Below are 19,187 nucleotides of genomic sequence, written 5' to 3'. Positions count from 1 at the left end.
AATGCACAAATTATTAATAACATATGGGACTAGGCCTTTTGCTCAGCGTATAGGAAAAGTATTGGCCGCGGCGTTTGAATGTCACTATGCCAGCAGCGAGTCTTTTCCGGAATTGCTGTTGAAGGGGAACTTTAGAAAAATCCCCACTGGCGCTAATCCTACTTTTGCACATGAATTGTTGAAACTCGCTTTGGACGAAGATTACCGCTATGTCTTACCTTTAGGTAAAATGGAGTTGCAGGTCTTACATGAAACAAGGGTTTTGTTTGAAGAATATGGTATTTCCTTATTGCTCCCAGATGAGCTCCTCGGCGTTCGTCTGTTAGAGAACCCTCCGAGCACTGCTGACATACATATTCTAAATCGAGGTGTTGATATGTTGACCAATGAAACTATGGCCGAACCACCTGTATCGGGAGCTGTTGTGCTTTCTGATGAAGGCGATGAACCCATATTATGTATAGTATAGCCCAATGGATAAAATAGAATGGGATGTAAGCTTAGATAGGTCGGTTTACCTGCTTGAAATCGATGACCTTCTGTTTCCGAAGCGTGATTATCTCTTGCAGGTGTATTATTTGTTTGCCAATTTTGTGGAATTCACCGAAGGACGTGAGCTGAGCAAGTCGATGGTTGATTTTATGAAGTCGGTCTATGAAGAGCGTGGGGAAGTTGCCGTGTTATCAGAGACTTTCGACCATTTTAATCTGAGCGATAGCTATAAAGAGAACTTTGAACGTTTGCAGGCAAATGCACATTTGCCATTGAAGCTATTTATACCAGAAAAGACAAAAGCATTCTTGCAAACACTGTCGACATCAAAGAAGCAGATTGGCATTTTGACTGATGGCAATCCTGTAGAGCAACTCAATAAACTAAAGCACTTGGACTGGCAGGAGTTACATCCGCTACTGTCCTCAATGAAAGTTTTTTTTCTGAAAGAACTGCAATTTAGAAATATTGAAGCGTTGGATTTTCTAGCGGAAACCTATCAAGTGGAAAAAGACGATATTTGTATAATCCATCAGCTGTAAAGGTTTAATCGTATAGGGAGTTAACTTAATTATTGGGATTATACCGTAAAAAATTGTAAGTTTAGGTCTATCCGGCTGGATCACATGAAATAGCTATATATTTGTTTACTTAATAACCAATAAGGTATGAAAAAGAAACCTGCTACAATTAAGGAAATTGCGCGCAAGTTGAAGATTTCGGCGTCTACCGTTTCACGCGCGCTAAACAATCATCCGAGTATTGGTTTAGTAACCACGATGCGCGTGAAGAAGATGGCAGAAGAGCTGCATTATGAACCTAATCAAACGGCTATTTTCTTTAAACAGCGTCGTACGTTTACGATCGGCGTTATTTTACCAAGTCTTTCTGAACCTTTTTTCTCTTCGGCTATTAGCGAAATAGAAAATGTGGCCGGCGAAGAGAATTATACGGTATTGATGGGACAGTCGCATGATGATGCCGCGCGAGAGCTGCAGATTATCCATACGTTCAAGAAGCATCGCGTGGATGGCATCCTTATGTCTTTGGGGAAAAATACCGAAGATTTGGGTTTTGTAACTATGCTGAAGGAATCGGAAATTCCTATCGTATTTTTCGACTGTGTGCCACGTATCGAAGGCGTCAATAAAGTGTACAGCGATCTGTCATCTGGAATGCAGGAGGCTATTAAATCTTTTGCCGCGATAGGACATAAGAATATTGCCTTGATCAACGGACCGGAAAGCCTGCTCGCTTCCCAAGAACGCGCCGAAGCTTATAAGGATGCTCTGTTGCAGGAAAAGCTGTCATTCGATGTTAAGTATGTGGTCAATACCGACTTGACGGAGGCTGGTAATATTGAGGCTATAGAAAGGTTATTGATGCTGCCGGACCGCCCGTCGGCGATTGTCTCCTTCAATGATTTTGTCACCTTGGATGTGATTAAATACGTGCGTCAGAAAGGGCTTGTGCAGAAAAGGGATATCTTTTTTATCAGTTATGCGAACTATCCTTTGTGGAAATACATGGAAAATCCCCCAATGGGAAGCATCGAACAGTATCCGGATAAACAGGCTCGTCGTGCTGCCGAGATTTTGTTTAAACAGATCGGTACGAAAGATGATAGCAAAACGGAGACGGTTATATTCGACTCTAAGCTTGTACTGAAAAATTAAGGGAGTAAAGACAGGAACGAGTTTCTAGTTCATTTCAACCTGACCTATCGGTCTGAAGTTGGAGGACGTGTAAAATAAAAAGAGGCGCAAAATTTGCGCCTCTTTTATGCTCTTATAAGTGGATAACTTCACCATAGGCATCTGCTGCCGCTTCCATGATGGCTTCGCTCATCGTTGGATGCGGGTGGATAGCCTTGATCATTTCATGACCTGTAGTCTCTAGTTTTCTAGCCACAACGATTTCGGCAATCATCTCCGTTACGTTCGCACCGATCATATGGGCGCCTAGTAGTTCGCCATATTTAGCATCGAATACCAGCTTCACGAAACCATCTTTTGCACCAGCCGCCGAAGCTTTTCCTGATGCCGAGAATGGGAATTTACCTACTTTTACTTCATAACCGGCATCTTTTGCCGCTTTTTCCGTGTAACCAACAGATGCAATCTCCGGTGAGCAGTAGGTACATCCAGGGATGTTGTTGTAATCAATAGGCTCGACATGTAGACCTTTGATTTTCTCAACACAGGTGATACCTTCGGCAGAAGCGACGTGCGCCAAAGCTTGCCCTTTTACGATATCACCAATGGCGTACACACCGTCTACATTTGTTTTGTAGTAATCGTCTACCAAGACACGTCCTTTATCGGTTTTGATGCCAGCTTCTTCCAAGCCTAAGTTCTCAATGTTTGGCGTGATGCCCACCGCAGATAATACTACTTCAGCTTCGATAGTCTCTGTACCTTTAGCCGTTTTGATGGAAACCTTGCTCAAGTCGCCGGATGTATCTACTGATTGTACTTCGGATTTGGTCAAGATATTGATGCCTGCTTTTTTCAAGGATTTCTCCAATTGCTTCGATACCTCTTCATCTTCTACTGGTACAATTCTATCCATAAACTCTACAATCGTTACTTGCGTACCGATAGCGTTGTAGAAATAAGCAAATTCAACACCAATAGCACCTGAACCAACCACAACAAGTGATTTAGGCTGCTTAGGCAGGTTCATCGCTTGGCGGTAACCAATGATTTTTTTGCCGTCTTGTGGAAGGTTTGGTAACTCGCGAGAACGAGCTCCTGTAGCTAAGATCGTATGCTTTGCGGTGTACTCTTTTACTGCACCATCTGCACCTTTTACTTCAATTTTTCCGCCTTTTTTCACTTTGGCTGTACCCATGATCACATCGATCTTGTTCTTTTTCATCAAGAACTGGATACCTTTGCTCATGCCGTCGGCAACACCGCGGCTTCTTTTCACGATAGCGGAAAAATCGGCTTCGCCACCTTGAACCTTAATACCATATTCCTCGGCATGGTTTAAATACTCAAATACCTGCGCACTTTTTAACAAGGCTTTGGTCGGGATACATCCCCAATTTAAGCAGATTCCACCTAATGCTTCGCGTTCAATAATTGCTGTCTTGAAGCCTAATTGGGATGCACGGATAGCAGCTACATATCCTCCAGGACCACTACCGATTACTACGATGTCGTAATTCATATGTATGTTATTTTTAACGTCATAAACAATAATTGTCGATGCTTTGCAGCCCCAACAGTTATCACCTATTAATATTTGTAGTTAAGACTTTGTTCTCATTCCGAACCCTCAAAAATACATAAAATTTTGGGTATCAAGCAACGGTTTTTTAGGTTTCTTACCGCATACAGTCGCGTAAGAGCGGGCGCTTGTCAGGCTAGCGTAAATACTGAAGTAAATTCTTCGTACTGAAGCTTTTTGCAGTAAGTTTGCGGAAATCATTTTGTGGATCGACTATGTTACGCATATTTCAACAGATTGCCTTGTGGGAAGCCATATCTACGGTTATCCTCTTCTTTGTGGCCATGCCCTTAAAATATATTGCCAAAATTCCGGAAGCGGTCAAGGTTGCCGGATCAATACACGGTTTTTTGGTTGTATTGTTCGTCGTGATGCTAATTATGTGCTGGAGCGAATACAAATGGACGCTCAAGCGCGTGGCGACTTACTTCGTGCTGTCGCTTATTCCTATTGTATCGTTTTGGGTGGAGCGTGACCTTAAAAAGCAAATAGCTTCTAAAAAGTAGAAGCTATTTGATGTATTAATCGCGATATGCGTAAGTAATTTCGGTCTTGTTATGCGGCGTAGGATTGCCGTCAGGATCTAAGTTGACAAACACCAGTTTGTCAATGGACAGGATAATCTTACGGGTGATTTTGTTGCGAACCACACAGCGCATGGTCAACGAAGTTCGTCCAAAATTAACTGCTTCAATCCCCATCTCAATGATGTCGCCCTGCTTCGCTGAACTGACAAAATTGATCTCGGAAATATACTTCGTCACCACATGTGGATTGCCCAATTGCACGATTGCATAAATGACAGCTTCTTCGTCAATCCAGCGTAGCAATGTTCCTCCAAAAAGAGAGCCGTTCGGATTTAAATCCTCGGGTTTAATCCATTTTCGTGTATAAAAATTCATAATGTTATGTTAATTGAAAAGGGCAAGATGGAAATATCTTGCCCTTTGTATTTTTAAGCGTGGATAGCTCGGTTTGCAGTAGCAGCGAGAGCTGCTTCTTTCAACGCTTCCGTGAATGTCGGATGCGCATGGCATATTCTACCGATATCCTCCGCAGAGGCTCTGTATTCCATGGCAACAACCGCTTCCGCAATCATATCTGCTGCGCGAGGGCCTATGATATGTACGCCTAACACTTCATCCGTTTCGCTATCTGCCAATACTTTGACAAATCCATCGGTATCACCAGAGGCTTTCGCGCGCCCCGATGCCTTGAAGGAGAAAGAACCGGACTTATATTTTACTCCTGCCTCTTTCAATTGTTCTTCTGTTTTACCAACCGAAGCAACTTCTGGCCAAGTATAGACCACACCTGGGATCAAGTTATAGTCGATATGCGGTTTTTGACCAACGATACGCTCGGCCACATAGATACCCTCGTCTTCGGCTTTGTGCGCCAACATCGCTCCTTTAACAACATCACCGATGGCATAAACACCTTCTACGCTGGTTTCCAAGTGCTCGTTTACGGGGATCTTATTGCCGCGCTCTTCGGTTTTGATACCTATATTTTCCAAGCCTAAGCCTGCTGTATAAGCTGTTCTACCAACAGAAACGATACAGTAGTCTCCTTCCAATTCCACGGCTTGGCCTTTTGAATCTTCCGCTGTAACGGTCACTTTCTTGCCTTTTGCTGTTGCGCCAGTTACTTTATGTCCAAGAAAGAATTCCATACCTAGGTTTTTCTTCAATACGCGCTGCAATTCTTTTCCCAATCCACCGTCCATCGTGCTGATGATCGACTTGGCAAATTCTACAACAGACACTTTAGCGCCCAAACGTGCGTAAACCGAACCTAATTCCAAACCAATAACACCACCGCCAATCACGATGAGGTGCTTAGGTACTTCCTGTAGGTTGAGTGCTTCTGTCGACGTGATAATACGTTTCTTGTCTACAGGTAAGAATGGAAGCGCCGTAGGTTTTGAACCGGTAGCGATGATCACATTTTTTGCCTTAAGCTCTTCGGTAGTTCCGTCGCTCTTGGTTACTTTGATGGTGTTTTTGTCTACGAAAGAACCCATACCTTCGTATGCATCTATTTTGTTTTTCTTAAACAGAAAGGTAATACCAGCTGTATTTTGAGCGATCACGTCATTTTTACGGTCGATCATCTTTTTGACGTCGATCTTTAGATTGCTAAGTCCGATACCGTGCGTTTCGAAGTTGTGTGCGGCATTATGGTAATGCTCGGATGTATCCAACAATGCCTTGGATGGAATACAACCTACATTTAGGCAGGTACCCCCAAAGCTGCTGTATTTTTCGATTACAGCTGTTTTAAGTCCTAACTGTGCACAGCGAATAGCGCCAACATATCCACCTGGACCACTTCCGATAACGATTACGTCGTATTGCATAAAAATTAGTATATAGTTACAGTCTCAAAGTTAGCTAATTAAATAAACTTAATTGTATTTAAGTTGTAAAAAACCAAGCGTATATATATAAAAAAGCACTTATCAAACGATAAGTGCTTTTTTGTTTTTTGGATGAACACCAATTATTCTGCAACAATTTTACCTTGCATTACACCATAGTGTCCGGGGAAACTACAGATGAAGGTGTATGTGCCTTTTTCCAATGTAAAAGAGATTTTATCTTCTTCGCCCGGTCCAAGCAATTTGGTATGTGCCGCAATGGAAGAAAGAGAAGTTTTAGGAATGTAGTCAGCGTCCGCTGCAGCCGTAGCTTCACCCGCAAAAGTAGCGATATCTACGCCTGGTTTCAAGACGATCAGGTTATGACCCATAGATTCTTTAGGTAGTGTACCTACGTTTTTCAAGGTCAATGAAACCTCTTCACCAGCTTTTACGCGAAGTAATTCTTTGTTAAATTTCATTTGATCGTTGGATTCAACAACGATAGTGTTTGAAAGTTCTACATTTTCGATTCCAGGAACTGTTTCCGCCGCTGGGGTCTCTGTAGATGCTGTTTCCTCTGTGGTTGTAGAAGTGTTTTTATTTTCAGAACCTCCACATGCCGCTAGTGATAGCGCGATTGCAATCGCAGGAAAAATAAATAATCTTTTCATTTTACAAATTAAATATATGCTTTCAACAAATCTAACAATTATTTTTTAATCAAGGTTGTACTCTTTTTTTGCTGATCAATTTGCTTATTTTTTGATGTAGATCCAAGGGATCAAACGGCTTGCCGATCACGCTGTCTGCACCAGCCTCATAGGCTGCCGCTTGCTCATGTTCCAATACCGAGGCAGATATCGTGATAATTGGGATAAAGGATTTTTGTGGATTTTCACTTTTTTTGATCTCCTTTATTGCCTCAAAGCCCGACATGATGGGCATATGGGTATCCATCATAATGAGATCGTATTCGCTATTGTTGACTTTCTCCACGGCTAAACGACCATTTTTAACGTTGTCGACTTTGCAGCCCCATGATTCCAACATGTGTGCAAGCATGAAGCTGTTTAGGTCGTTGTCCTCCGCGATAAGAATGCGGAGATTCTCAAACTTGTCGAGTTTAGAGAAGACCTTTTTATCCATCTTTTCTTCCCGCGGGAAGTCTTGGGCATGTTCAAATGTCGCTTGGAAGGAGAATGCCGAACCCTCTCCATACACACTGCTGGCTTCTACAGTTCCGTTTAGCAAATCGGCCAGACGCTTAACAATCGCCAAGCCCAGCCCTGTACCTCCAAACTTTTTAGTAATCCCGTCATCTGCCTGTTCAAAGGCTAGGAAGATCTTGTCAATGGCATCGGGTTTTACGCCTATCCCCGTATCGGTTACGGTCATGCGTACCGTCGATTCGGTGTTGGACTGCGCTAGAACCTCGGCTTTAAGCGTGATTTTTCCACTTTCCGTAAACTTTAAGCTGTTCGAGATAAAGTTGTTGATGATCTGTTGTATACGCAGGGGGTCGCTCTTTACATAGTTGGGCAAACGTGGATCGATATCCATTTCAAAGTCCAATTGTTTGTCGGTGGCTTTCACTTTGAAGATATTTCGGATGTCTTCCAGTTTTTGTCGGATCGAAAAGCTCTCATTCTCGACTTTCATCATGCCGGAGTCAATCTTGGAAATATCCAGGATATCGTTGATGATCAGTAGTAACGAGTTGGATGCAATATCTAATCGATGTATCCAGTCCTGCTGTTCGGGGTTGAGCTGCGAGTTGCGCAACATGTGGATAATCCCAATAATCCCATTGATAGGTGTGCGTATTTCGTGGCTCATATTTGCCAAGAAACTTTCCTTCGATTTTCGCGCCTCTTCCGCTTCCTCCTTTGCTAGGGTAAGTTGTTTCTTCGATTCTTCTAATGCGATGTTTTTTTGCTTGATCTCTTCCTGTATATGGATTTGGTTAACAAATGAAGTCACTTTTGCCACCGTTATCTCCGGGTTGAGCGGTTTGTAGAGGTAGTCGATAGCTCCGCTCTCCAGCCCTTTCAGTAGATATCGATCTTCTTTGGATATCGCCGTTACCATGATAGCCATGATATGGTTCGTCTTCGGGTTTGATTTTAACAAGGAAACAAACTCGAAACCATTGATATCTGGCATTTGCACGTCCACCAAAGCGATAGCGATGTCATTTTTCCAACAGATTTTCAATGCCTCATTGGGGTCGGTGGATCGAATGATATTGATGTGTTGAACATCCGCCAACAGGGCGGATAAACTGATGATGTTTTCCTCCTTGTCATCTAAAATCAGAAGATTAACATTTTTCATAGGCATTTATTTTAAACTCCTGAAATAGGAAATAATCTGTTGGTCGCTAACTATCGCTATGCCATCGTTTGCCCGAATAGCGCTTTCTGGCATCGTGGATATCAAGGCATCTTCGGGCGACTGCACCATAATCCGTCCGCCCATTTGTTGGACAGCGGTGAGGCCATCTGTACCGTCTTTATTGGCTCCGGAAAGGAGAAGAGCAGTGCAATGTTGGGCATAGACTTCTGCGCCGGACTCGAAAAGAACATCAATGGAGGGACGCGAAAACTGGACTGGATCGGAAATATCCAGCGAAAATGTCCGATCGGGTTCTATCAGCAAATGATATCCCGGGACAGCAAAATAGACCATGTTTTTTGAAATCGTTGTTTTGTCGCCCGCTTGAATGATTGGGCGGTGTAAACGAGCAGCTAAGGTGTCTTCTAAGCGGGTGGTGAACTTTGGATTACGGTGAATGATCACCACAATCGCCGCGGCAAAAAAAGTTGGTAACGCTTCGATAAGTTCCACAATAAGGTTGTAGGAACCAGCACTTCCCCCCACTAACACGATATCCTCCGCCTTACTCATTACTTGATCTTTTGATAGATATTAAACTCTTTATTGATTACTTTGAAATTGGACATGATATCCCGGTTCAGTAGGGTCTCCTTAGAACCTAAACACAAAAAGCCAAACTCACTCAAGGAGTCGTAGAACAATTGAAAAACCTTGTTTTGGAGATCCATGTCGAAGTAGATCAATACATTTCGACAAGATATGAATTGAAATTCATTAAAGATGTAGTCCGTCGCTAAATTATGCTGGGAGAAAAGAATGTTTTTTCGGATTTCATTGTTGATGATCGCCGCTTCGTACATCGCCGTGTAATAGTTTGATAGGCTTTCCTGCGCATTAGATGCGTTATAGTTTTCGCTGTACAGCTTGAATTTCTTTAAAGGATATATGGCTTTTTTTGCGGTTTCCAGCACATTGCCATTGATATCGGTGCCATAGATAAAACTTCGGTCGTATAGACCCACTTCTTTCAGCATGATGGCCAAGGAATATACTTCTTCTCCTGTGGAACAACCTGCGCTCCAGAATTTCAGGTTGGGGTAGGTCGCTAAATAGGGAACCACCTCAGCCCGTAATGTGGCGTAGTACTTCGGATCGCGAAACATCTCTGTAACATTCACCGTTACCTCATTCATGAGGTAGGTACGGAAGCTTTCGATGTTGGTAATGGCGTTCTTGAGGTCTACCAAGTCCATCCGCTCTAGGTCCAGCACACGCTGCACACGTCGCTTAAGTGAAGATTTACTATAGCCCGACAGATCATAGCCCGACACCTTACCCAAAAGATCGACGATCTCCTGTAGTTCTAGAAAACTGATATGGGATACGCTTAACTTAGCCATACACGCATCAATGAAACTAACTTGTCAATATCAATAGGTTTGCTGATATAATCGCTCGCCCCGATCTGCAGCGACTTCTCCCGATCTCCCTTCATCGCTTTTGCCGTTACGGCGATGATAGGCAAGCTAGAATTGGCTTTCTCTTTCCTGATTGCCGCGATAGCCTCATAGCCGTCCATTTCGGGCATCATGATGTCCATCAGTACAATGTCGATTTTGCCAGGGTTTTGTTGAACGATTTCCACCGCTTCCAAACCATTATTGGCAATTTCTATTTCCATCATGTATTCCTGCAGTGTGGTGGTCAGTGCAAAAACATTACGCATGTCGTCATCTGCGATGAGCACAGTTTTACCTTGTAGGCTATCACTTTGTCCAGACAGCTGATCTAGCTTTCCAATATTTTTGACCGGCGAATAATCATCGGAACTTATTTTATTCAGGAACAACTTGACTTCGTCGATCAGGCGGCTGTTGCTTTTTCCGGACTTGAGCACCATTGCCTTGGTGTACTGTCGGATGTGGTCAATCTGCTTTTTAGATAGATCATAGGCCGTGTTGATGATAATAGGCGTGTCGCTGTATGCGGGCATCGCTTTTATTTGATCGAGTACATCAAGACCATCCGCATCGGGCAGTTTGATGTCCAAAATAACACAATCGATGTTCTCTTCCGTCTCTAATTTTGTCAATCCCATTGCTGCTGAAAAGGCCTGAATGACATTGATGTGCTGTTCGGCAAATGCCGACTTAATAATTTCGCTCTGGAACTCCTGATCCTCAATAAGCAGTACTTTCTTAATACCTTTGTTTATGTTGAGGTGTATATTGTCAAAAACCTTCTTCAGCGAATCTTCCGACACAGGTTTAGATAGAAAGCCAATGGCGCCATTCTCGATAAATTCGCGTTGGTTGAAGCTCGCTGCCGACATCATGTGAATGGGAATATGCTTTGTTTCTGGAATACCTTTTAGCGTTTTGAGTACTTCCCAACCGTCAGCTATAGGGAGCATAACATCTAGAATAATAGCATGAGGCTTAAATTGTTTTGCTTTCTCGACAGCATCTGCACCATCATGCGAGAGCATCACTTGAAACCCGTACATATAAGCGAAATCACGTAGGATGTCCGCAAAATTGATGTCATCCTCAACGATAAGTAGATTTTTGCTGGCAGCGTTTTCCGTTGATGGGGCGGCTACTGATTCTACAGTTGGCTGCGAATGATCGTCTATCGGTTTCGCAGCTATCACACTCTGACTTAGTAGCGTAGTTGCTGGTTCTGTAGATTCGTCTTCAACAGCCATGCTGTAGGGGATGATGAGGGTAAACACACTGCCTTTATCGAGTTCACTGCTTAGCGTGATGCGACCACCTAAGAGCGAAGCAATTTCACGGCTGATAGAAAGCCCTAGACCGGTTCCACCGTATTTGCGGCTAGTGGAGCCATCCTCTTGCCGGAACGCTTCAAAAATAAGTTGTTGCTTCTCTTCGGAGATACCTTTGCCGTTGTCAGAGACAATGAATTTAAGATGTTCGTTAACCGCTTGGATGGCCAAAGTCACCGATCCTTTCTTGTCGGTAAATTTAAACGCATTGGATAGGAAATTTTTGAGTACTTGCTCCAGTCGATATTCGTCGCTAATGAATTGATCCGGGATATGAGCATCCGTAGATATATGGAAGTCGATTTCCTTTTCCTCTGCTGTCGTGATGAATAGGTTCTCGATATTGTGTAAAAAGTCTTTTGTGACGATTCGCTCATAATTCAGCTCTACTTTCCCAGACTCTATTTTGGCCAAATCCAACAGTTCGTTGATCAACTGTAAAAGATCGCTTCCCGCACTGTGTATTACAGAAGCATACTTCACTTGATCGCTGTTGAGGTTCTGGTTTTTGTTGTCATGAAGCAGTTTCGCCAAGATCAAGATACTGTTCAACGGTGTACGCAGCTCATGGCTCATATTGGCCATAAACTCGGATTTGTATTTACTAGCGAGCTCTACCTCTTGAATTTTTTCTTCGACTATTTTCTGTGCATCGTTAAGATCTTGGTTTCGCACTTCTAGCTGTTTAGCCTTTTCCTCAAGCTCCAAATTGGTCTGTTGGAGCTCTTCCTGCTGTACGCGGAGCTCTTCTTCCGACGCTTCCAATAGATTGGTTTTGTAAATAAGTTCTTCGTTCGTGATCCGAAGTTCTTCTTGCTGCGCTTCGAGTTCTTCCGTCTGCTGTTGTGTTTCCTCCAATAGATTTTCTACCAAGGTGTGGCTCTGCCCAAACTTAATGGACATGGCCAGGATACGCGATATACGCTCTAGGTATTGCAATGTCTTGGAGAGTTCTTCCTCATTAAACGCACCGCCTATTTCCAAAATGCCCAGCGATTGCTGTTCAAATACTAATGGCGCAAGAATCAATGTACTAATCTGGTTTCCTTGAAGCGTAGATGATGAGGTCATCAACTCCTCCACACCTTGCTGTATAACCTTTATTTCCTTCCGCTTTGTCACATTGCCCAAGAGGCCTTCTCCATGGACGAACGAAGCAGGTACCTCTTTTGCACCATCAATGCCGATTTTTTCTTTCAAAAGGTACTCATAGGAATCCATTCGGCGGACGTAGAGCGTTCCCGCATAGAAATCTAACGAAGAGGCGATAGTTTTAAAAGCCGTCTCTGCGATCAGGTTTTCATTGTCAATGCCGGTTATCTTTTCGTTTAATATACTGGACTCTGCTAGCACCCAATTAAATTCCTCGATGTTTTTCTGTGCAGCTTGGATTTCTTTATTCAGTTTTTGTGCTTCTTTCGATCGGCGGCTAAGCTCGCGTACAATTTTTATTACCCTGTTAAAAATAAACAGTATGAAAATGAGCGGTAGCCCAATAAGAAAATAGGCGGTATTTTTTAGTGAAAGTACAGACTCGTGAAACCCATTCGACATAGCCTGCCGCTCTTGTAAGATTAGGGTGCGAATGGCCAAGACGATGTCGTTAACGGTAGATTGATCCTGCAAAAGAAGCTCTTTATTGTCTTCGGCACTATGTTCCTTTTGTTCTTGGATGGACTTGATGTCAAATATCGTGCGGCAAGCATTTTCGAGGGAGTTAATCTCTGCATAGAACCGGCTGTTAGTATCGAAGCCTTCTTTTAAGCCGGCAGACGATCGTTCGACGCTCTTCTGTAGGGTTGTAAGTTCCCGTAAATCATGGATATCCAACTTGGAAAGATAGCGCGTTTTGGCCTGAATAGCATTGAAGATCTGTTGGTCTATCTCATTAACTATGTTGGTCTTTTGTTGGAGACGATCGCTTGCTATTTTGATATCGTCAACCTTCTTACCCATCGAAGTGAAAAAGTACACCGCAGTGCCGATAATAATAAGGTAAGCAACGATTATCCCGATAAATAACTCCCATTTCAGGATAGCTTCTTTTTTAAATTTCATCTTGATGCGGCCTTTTTTTAATCTGGTATTTCAAGCAAATCTAACTATTAATTGCAAGGCTTTACATAGGAATATAAAAAATTTGCATCCAGTCTTTTGTCACCTCTTTTCGTGTGTTATATTCTGGTAGGTTGATGCTGGGGTCGACAGGGGAATTTTAGGCTAAAGATTTCATGATTTGACCAATTATTCATGGTATATTTTAAATAAAATAATATCTTTAAGGTATTACTTAAAATTTAGAAATCTATGGATCCTGGAATTAGTTTGATTTTGATTATTGTCGGAGGCGTAGTCGCGTTTTTCCTGTTGTTGTATTTACTTCCTGTCAACCTATGGTTTACAGCACAACTCTCTAATGTAAAGATTAGCTTGCTTAATCTGGTGCTTATGCGTCTGCGGAAAGTACCTCCATCATTGGTTACCAATGCCATGATCACGTCGTCTAAAGCAGGGCTACGCATTACTTCGAACGAAATAGAAACACATTACCTTGCAGGTGGCAACGTTAACAAGGTAATAAAGGCATTGATATCGGCTGATAAGGCCAATATACCCTTAGATTTTAAGCTAGCTACAGCAATTGATTTGGCGGGTCGTGATGTGTTTGATGCGGTGCAGCTTTCGGTAAATCCTCAAGTAATCAATACGCCTCCAGTGGCAGCAGTGGCTAAAGACGGTATTCAGCTTATCGCTAAAGCGCGTGTTACCGTACGGGCAAATATCAACCAGTTGGTGGGCGGTGCTGGCGAGGAAACAATTTTAGCCCGTGTGGGTGAAGGAATCGTAACCACTATCGGTTCATCAACCAATCACAAAGAAGTATTGGAAAATCCGGATCGTATATCCAAAACTGTGCTTTCTAAAGGCCTGGATTCAGGTACTGCTTTTGAAATATTATCTATTGATATTGCAGATATAGACATTGGTGAAAACGTAGGGGCTAAATTACAGACGGATCAGGCTGAGGCGGATTTGAAAGTGGCCAATGCACGAGCCGAAGAGCGTCGTGCAATGGCGGTTGCTACCGAGCAGGAAATGCGCTCTAAAGCACAGGAGGCAAAGGCAAAGGTGATCGAAGCCGAAGCTCAGGTTCCGATGGCAATGGCTGAAGCATTTCGCAATGGAAATCTCGGTATTATGGATTACTACAAAATGCAGAATATTCAAGCAGATACCGATATGCGTACTTCCATCGCCAAACCAAATGCGGGCGATAAAGGAAAGAGTTAAGTTTTCAAAATAATATAGCGGGAGGCCAAGGGTATGTAACAATTGCTCTTGGCCTTTTTCTTGGTTGTCGAAAATACAAAACCCTGACGATGGGCGTCAGGGTTTGCTACTAACCAATTATAAACCTAAATTATGAAAAGACAATGTTATGTATAAAATCAACTGCTACGTTGATATGTGACAAATGTACATCGAAAAACAATATGTGGCAATAGTTTTGATCTTTTTAGTTGTGATAACAACTAAACTCTGACAAATCTTTGATTGAACGTCTGTTTTTAATAAATAAATGGCCAAAAATGATGTTTTTTATTCGTAGAGTTGATTGTTGTAGAAATGATTAATTTTGGACTGATATGATTTTACAGGATTTTGCAAAAATAAAAGCGCTGTTTTTAGATGTAGATGGCGTGTTGACTGATGGTACGGTGTTGGTTACTGAAGAGGGTGAGCAGCTTCGCCGATTTTCGATAAAGGACGGCTATGCCATACAGCTTGCCGTAAAAGTTGGTGTACAGGTTATCGTCATTAGCGGAGGCCGTTCTGAAGGGGTGTTAAAACGGCTCCAGCATTTAGGTGTGCTTGAAGTACATCTAGGCATCTCTAATAAATTGCAACTGATGAATGAGATCATGCATCGTCAAGGATGGTCAAGGGAAGATGTGGCTTTTATGGGGGATGATGTGCCCGATTTGGACTGCTTGAAAAATGTTGGTTTAGCCTTGTGTCCGCAAGATGCTGTTGAAGAGGTTAAGGCTGTAGCAGGTTACGTATCGCCTAAAAATGGGGGCGCGGGTTGCGTTCGTGATGTGCTGGAGAAAATATTGCGCCTAAAAGGTCTGTGGGATACGGGAACAGGTATTAAAAGTATATAATATGTTGATAGAAACATTAAAAGAGATTCGTGTTGTTTTGGGCTCCCAATCGCCTCGCAGAAAAGAGTTGCTTGCCAATCTTGGTGTCGATTTTCAAGTATTGGTAAAAGATACCTCGGAAGACTTTAATCCGTTGGATTCGCCAATGGAAATTGTCAGAAGTATAGCGCTTAAAAAGCTGCAGGCTTTTGATTTACCTGAATTTCAGGATAGTTTGGTGATCACCGCTGATACGGTTGTGGTGCATCAAGGGCAGATCTTAGGAAAGCCGAAAGATCAAGCAGAGGCGATTCGTACAATTAGGGCGTTGCAAGCGAATCAGCATGAGGTATTGACAGCTGTGGCTATCGCCTACCAAGGAAAGACATATACGTTTGTGGAAACTACAGCGGTATCGTTTTATCCAATGACGGCAGCAGAGGTTGCATATTATGTGGAACAATATCTGCCACTTGACAAGGCCGGCTCCTACGGTATTCAGGAATGGATCGGATTAATTGGTATTGAGTCCATCGAAGGTTCTTATGAAAATGTTGTGGGGCTTCCCACAGCAAGGCTGTACCAAGAGCTTAAGACGATAGTAAGGGAGGAATAAACCTTTACAAAGCAATTCGTTGTATCAAAAAAGTCTTGTATCCATTTTCGATACAAGACTTTTTTCATTTTACAGGTAGTCTTCGCTGTGCTTGATCAACCTTATTTGATATTATAACGTAGCCCTGCATAAAACAGGCGGCCGGTAAGTGGTCCCCATAGCAGATTGGTATCGAAATGTTGTCCGAAGGGATCGTCGAAGGCGAGGATAGGATTCTTCTGAAAGAAGTTCGTTAGGTTCTCGCCGCCTAGATATATCGTCATGTTGTTGTCCTTCCCAAAGCTTTTGCTTACCTGCGCATTCATGGTGATATAGCTTTCTGAAAATGCCTGCAACTGATAAGCAGCAGGGTTTTCTACCGTAGATGGCAGGCGTTTTTTGCCCACAGCGTTGATCGTGTAGTCAAAACTCCAACCGCTATGCAGGCTGTATGCTAAATTCATAAAGCCTCTATGTTTAGCTGTTAATGGTTTTTGCAATCTTCCCGAATGGTAATCGGTTTGCACGTCTAATAAGCGATAGGCAAATTTGGTTTCGAAATGGGGAAGAGGCATAAACCGAAAATCTGCTTGCAGGCTATTGGAGAACGATTTGCCTTCTAGGTTGTAGAAGGATACGGCACGAGGATCTTCCCAGTCCACCACAACTTGATTGCTGAAATTGTTGTGGAAAAGCTCCAACGATAATCCCGCTTCTCGGCCTAGTAACTGAAAGTCTTGGTCAAGGGTAAGTCCAGTATTCCAAGAAACCTCAGGCTTCAGACCGTAGGCTGTTCCGGGGCTGTTCAGTTGTGCATAATCGATTGTCCTGCTGGAGGCAAATAGACCTATGTTTTCTGCAAAAATATTGGCTGTCCGTTGCCCTCTGCCAGAACTCAATCGAATGCTTGTGTTGGCTGCAGGTGCATAACGCAAAACAGCACGTGGCGTGGTGAACCAGCCATAAATGTTGTTGTAGTCTTGGCGTAAACCAAAGACAGCATCAAATTTTTCACTTGGAGCGAAGGTGTACTCTAAGAATGCGCCAGATACAGCTTCCGTACGCCTAAAGTTGTTTGTTAAGATATCTTCGTTGTACTTGTCGTAGGAAAGAGACAAACCACCTCGGTACTTATGCTGCACACTGCCAATGACATCTTGGTACAATAGGTTGGCGTAGCCACTATTCTGTTCGCTATTGTAAGTCGTTTGTCCAAAGTAGCTATCTTGACTGTAATGTGAGCCAGAGAGCTGTAAGCCTATGCTTCGCAATTTATGGTTTGGAAAAACATAACCTATCTTTGCAAAACCTTCTACTCGATTGATGTCAAAGCCTAGCCCGTATTTGTTGGTTGTGAGTTTGTCTCGATCTTCATCAAAATCGATTTCCCCACCTATTCGGTCGTCCCGGAGATATTTTAAACCAAATTGGGCAATTAATCCCTTCCCATTTTCATAATGCCAACGATTTACTCCAGAAAACACATTCCCAACAGGCATATCCCGAAAACCGTTATTGCTGAAATTCATGGACTTGTTGTACATGAAATTGTCGTGAAGCAGTAGCCCGACGGACCATTTATCATTGATCTTCTGTGCCAGATTGAGATTGACGTCGGTACGGCCCATATTGTTTGCATAGGCGTTAAAATATAGTCTATCGCTGTTATGCGGTTTTTTAAGCTCTACGTTGATTTGTCCGGCCATGCTCTCAAAACCATTGGCTACAGAGCCCATCCCTTTGCTGATCTGTATAGATTCAATCCAAGGGCCGGCCATGCTGTTCAGACCCAACGGCGATGCGAATCCTCTAGGCCCGGGCAAATTTTCCACGGTGAGTTGGGTGTACACGCCACTTAAGCCCAGTAACTGTATTTGTTTTGCGCCAGTTACGGCATCGCTACTGACGACGTCAGCAGATGCATTGGTTTCGAAACTTTCGCTCAAATCGCAGCAGGCCGCTTTAAACAGCTCCTTGGCCGTTATCATCTCGATGCGATTTGGTGACAGCTTAGATATATAGTTTGATCGCTGTTTTCGGGAAACCACAACTTCACCAAGCACATTGTCCTTCGCGTGGATGACCAATACTTCGTGAAGATTTTTTACCGTAATGGTGTCTGACTTCATTCCAACGAAGCTCACCACCAGCTGGTTGTAACCTTGTTCATGCTGCAGGTCAAACACGCCATTTTCATTAGTTTGCACGATTATTTTTGGGTTTTCTAACCAATTGACATTTACGCCGGCAATGGGGCTAAGCTCACCTTTATTGCTTTCCTGAACCACTACACCACGGACGATGTGGTCATGATCATGGCCGTCGGCTGCGGACGTATCGTTGTCGCGGGAATTACCGTCTAGTCTTTCGTACAGGCAGCATTCGTGCAGTTTGGCGTAGACTTCGTCCTTTGCGCGAATTTCATCCGTATCATGCCCAACATCAGCAATAGCTTGTTTAATAAAGGTCGCGGAGGTTTTCGCTGGGTCGAAGGTTACAGTTGCTTTGTTGCTGGGAATGTCCCAAAGCGCTTCCGATACCCCTTTTATTTTTGCGGCTTTCTCAATACGCTGTTTACAGAGTCCACAATTACCAGCCACTTCAAAGGTTATGCTGCTGTCGCGTTGCGCAAAAGAAAAAATGGAACTATGGATAAAAAATAGAATGAATATTCCTCTTAAAATAAAATTCATGTGTTAAAATTTGATGTAACGTGTAATATGTCCTTCTTCGCAATCGTATCCGTTACGAGCGCGACGTTTCTTACCGTTATAAAATCAAATTCTGAAGTTGCAATGAATTAAGTAGGGAGGGCTAGCCGAGGCCAGCTGTGGAGGCGGTTGTGACACAGTAGACTGTGTTATCGCGCTCGCTTCCTGTGGAACAAGCATGATCCAATACAAGGTGATTACCGCGGGAGAAAGTGCTAGAAAAGTAGGCGAATTAGCGGTGCTTTCAATTTCCTGATTGCCTTTTTTTAGGTCTAGCTTCACATCTTTGCAACAATCGTCTTTGTCGCTGCATGCATGTTTTGCCGCGGACTTCTTTTCCGTCTTTGCACAAAGGGGGCATTCTTTTTCGGACGCGGGCTGTTGCACTTGTATGATAGCGATGGAGCCTTTACCACAAAGGTGCATATACACAGAAGTTCCCGTACACGTTAATGTGTATAGAAACAACAGTATATAGGACAAAAAAATCTTCATCGTTGTACAAAGATAGTAAATT

The 19,187-nt window shown here is 43.1% G+C and carries 17 protein-coding genes; 7 read left to right on the top strand and 10 right to left on the bottom strand.

Annotated features, from left to right (window positions below):
* The first annotated feature begins 1 nt into the window (after window position 1).
* From SCB77_RS07865 to SCB77_RS07855, 3 genes are all read left to right on the top strand, one after another.
* Complete coding sequence (locus SCB77_RS07865) at window positions 2–469, top strand: hypothetical protein (RefSeq protein ID WP_320185880.1); 468 nt, start codon at window positions 2–4, stop codon at window positions 467–469.
* 4 nt (window positions 470–473) lie between these two features.
* Window positions 474–1,034 carry an HAD family hydrolase gene (locus SCB77_RS07860; RefSeq protein ID WP_320185879.1) on the top strand — a complete coding sequence of 187 codons (561 nt, stop codon included), beginning with the start codon at window positions 474–476 and terminating at the stop codon, window positions 1,032–1,034.
* A 126-nt stretch (window positions 1,035–1,160) separates the two neighbouring features.
* The gene (locus SCB77_RS07855; RefSeq protein WP_320185878.1) at window positions 1,161–2,168 is read left to right on the top strand and encodes a LacI family DNA-binding transcriptional regulator; all 1,008 of its coding nucleotides are present in this window, start codon (window positions 1,161–1,163) and stop codon (window positions 2,166–2,168) included.
* Between the two features lie 112 nt (window positions 2,169–2,280).
* Here SCB77_RS07855 and lpdA (SCB77_RS07850) read toward each other — a convergent pair whose 3' ends face one another.
* The gene (gene lpdA / locus SCB77_RS07850) at window positions 2,281–3,669 is read right to left on the bottom strand and encodes a dihydrolipoyl dehydrogenase (RefSeq protein ID WP_320185877.1); all 1,389 of its coding nucleotides are present in this window, start codon (window positions 3,667–3,669) and stop codon (window positions 2,281–2,283) included.
* A 275-nt stretch (window positions 3,670–3,944) separates the two neighbouring features.
* On the opposite strand from lpdA (SCB77_RS07850), the gene SCB77_RS07845 reads away from it, so the two are divergent.
* Window positions 3,945–4,235 carry a DUF3817 domain-containing protein gene (locus SCB77_RS07845; protein WP_320185876.1) on the top strand — a complete coding sequence of 97 codons (291 nt, stop codon included), beginning with the start codon at window positions 3,945–3,947 and terminating at the stop codon, window positions 4,233–4,235.
* A gap of 15 nt (window positions 4,236–4,250) precedes the next feature.
* On the opposite strand, the gene SCB77_RS07840 is transcribed toward SCB77_RS07845, so the two are convergent.
* The 7 genes from SCB77_RS07840 to SCB77_RS07810 form a co-directional block, all read right to left on the bottom strand.
* On the bottom strand, window positions 4,251–4,631 hold the full coding sequence (locus SCB77_RS07840) for an acyl-CoA thioesterase (RefSeq protein WP_320185875.1): 381 nt from the start codon (window positions 4,629–4,631) through the stop codon (window positions 4,251–4,253).
* Window positions 4,632–4,684: 53 nt separating this feature from the next.
* A complete protein-coding gene (gene lpdA, locus SCB77_RS07835) occupies window positions 4,685–6,091 on the bottom strand; it encodes a dihydrolipoyl dehydrogenase (RefSeq protein ID WP_320185874.1) in 1,407 nt (468 codons plus the stop codon).
* A gap of 143 nt (window positions 6,092–6,234) precedes the next feature.
* Window positions 6,235–6,765 carry an azurin gene (locus SCB77_RS07830; protein ID WP_320185873.1) on the bottom strand — a complete coding sequence of 177 codons (531 nt, stop codon included), beginning with the start codon at window positions 6,763–6,765 and terminating at the stop codon, window positions 6,235–6,237.
* A gap of 49 nt (window positions 6,766–6,814) precedes the next feature.
* A complete protein-coding gene (locus tag SCB77_RS07825; RefSeq protein ID WP_320185872.1) occupies window positions 6,815–8,428 on the bottom strand; it encodes a response regulator in 1,614 nt (537 codons plus the stop codon).
* Between the two features lie 6 nt (window positions 8,429–8,434).
* Window positions 8,435–9,001: a chemotaxis protein CheB gene (locus tag SCB77_RS07820; protein ID WP_320185871.1), complete on the bottom strand. Its 567-nt coding sequence runs from the start codon at window positions 8,999–9,001 to the stop codon at window positions 8,435–8,437.
* Window positions 9,001–9,831: a CheR family methyltransferase gene (locus tag SCB77_RS07815; protein ID WP_320185870.1), complete on the bottom strand. Its 831-nt coding sequence runs from the start codon at window positions 9,829–9,831 to the stop codon at window positions 9,001–9,003. Before SCB77_RS07815 ends, SCB77_RS07820 begins: the two co-directional genes overlap by 1 nt.
* Window positions 9,819–13,277, bottom strand: a complete 3,459-nt coding sequence (locus SCB77_RS07810) for a response regulator (protein WP_320185869.1) — start codon at window positions 13,275–13,277, stop codon at window positions 9,819–9,821. Before SCB77_RS07810 ends, SCB77_RS07815 begins: the two co-directional genes overlap by 13 nt.
* A 249-nt stretch (window positions 13,278–13,526) precedes the next feature.
* Here SCB77_RS07810 and floA point away from each other — a divergent pair, with 249 nt between their 5' ends.
* The 3 genes from floA (at window position 13,527) to SCB77_RS07795 (ending at window position 15,980) form a co-directional block, all read left to right on the top strand.
* Window positions 13,527–14,510, top strand: coding sequence for a flotillin-like protein FloA (floA, locus tag SCB77_RS07805; protein WP_320185868.1), 984 nt, complete (start codon window positions 13,527–13,529; stop codon window positions 14,508–14,510).
* Window positions 14,511–14,866: 356 nt separating this feature from the next.
* The gene (locus SCB77_RS07800; protein WP_320185867.1) at window positions 14,867–15,385 is read left to right on the top strand and encodes a KdsC family phosphatase; all 519 of its coding nucleotides are present in this window, start codon (window positions 14,867–14,869) and stop codon (window positions 15,383–15,385) included.
* Window position 15,386: 1 nt separating this feature from the next.
* Complete coding sequence (locus tag SCB77_RS07795) at window positions 15,387–15,980, top strand: Maf family protein (protein WP_320185866.1); 594 nt, start codon at window positions 15,387–15,389, stop codon at window positions 15,978–15,980.
* A 101-nt stretch (window positions 15,981–16,081) separates the two neighbouring features.
* Here SCB77_RS07795 and SCB77_RS07790 read toward each other — a convergent pair whose 3' ends face one another.
* Together SCB77_RS07790 and SCB77_RS07785 are read right to left on the bottom strand one after the other, a co-directional pair.
* A complete protein-coding gene (locus tag SCB77_RS07790; RefSeq protein ID WP_320185865.1) occupies window positions 16,082–18,652 on the bottom strand; it encodes a carboxypeptidase-like regulatory domain-containing protein in 2,571 nt (856 codons plus the stop codon).
* Between the two features lie 84 nt (window positions 18,653–18,736).
* Window positions 18,737–19,165: an HYC_CC_PP family protein gene (locus SCB77_RS07785; RefSeq protein ID WP_320185864.1), complete on the bottom strand. Its 429-nt coding sequence runs from the start codon at window positions 19,163–19,165 to the stop codon at window positions 18,737–18,739.
* Window positions 19,166–19,187 lie beyond the last annotated feature (22 nt).

It is taken from the genome of Sphingobacterium bambusae, from assembly GCF_033955345.1.
In the GTDB taxonomy this organism is placed as follows: domain Bacteria; phylum Bacteroidota; class Bacteroidia; order Sphingobacteriales; family Sphingobacteriaceae; genus Sphingobacterium; species Sphingobacterium bambusae.
The sequence above is the reverse complement of the archived record's forward strand: the minus strand, read 5'-3'. Positions and strand labels throughout refer to the sequence as shown.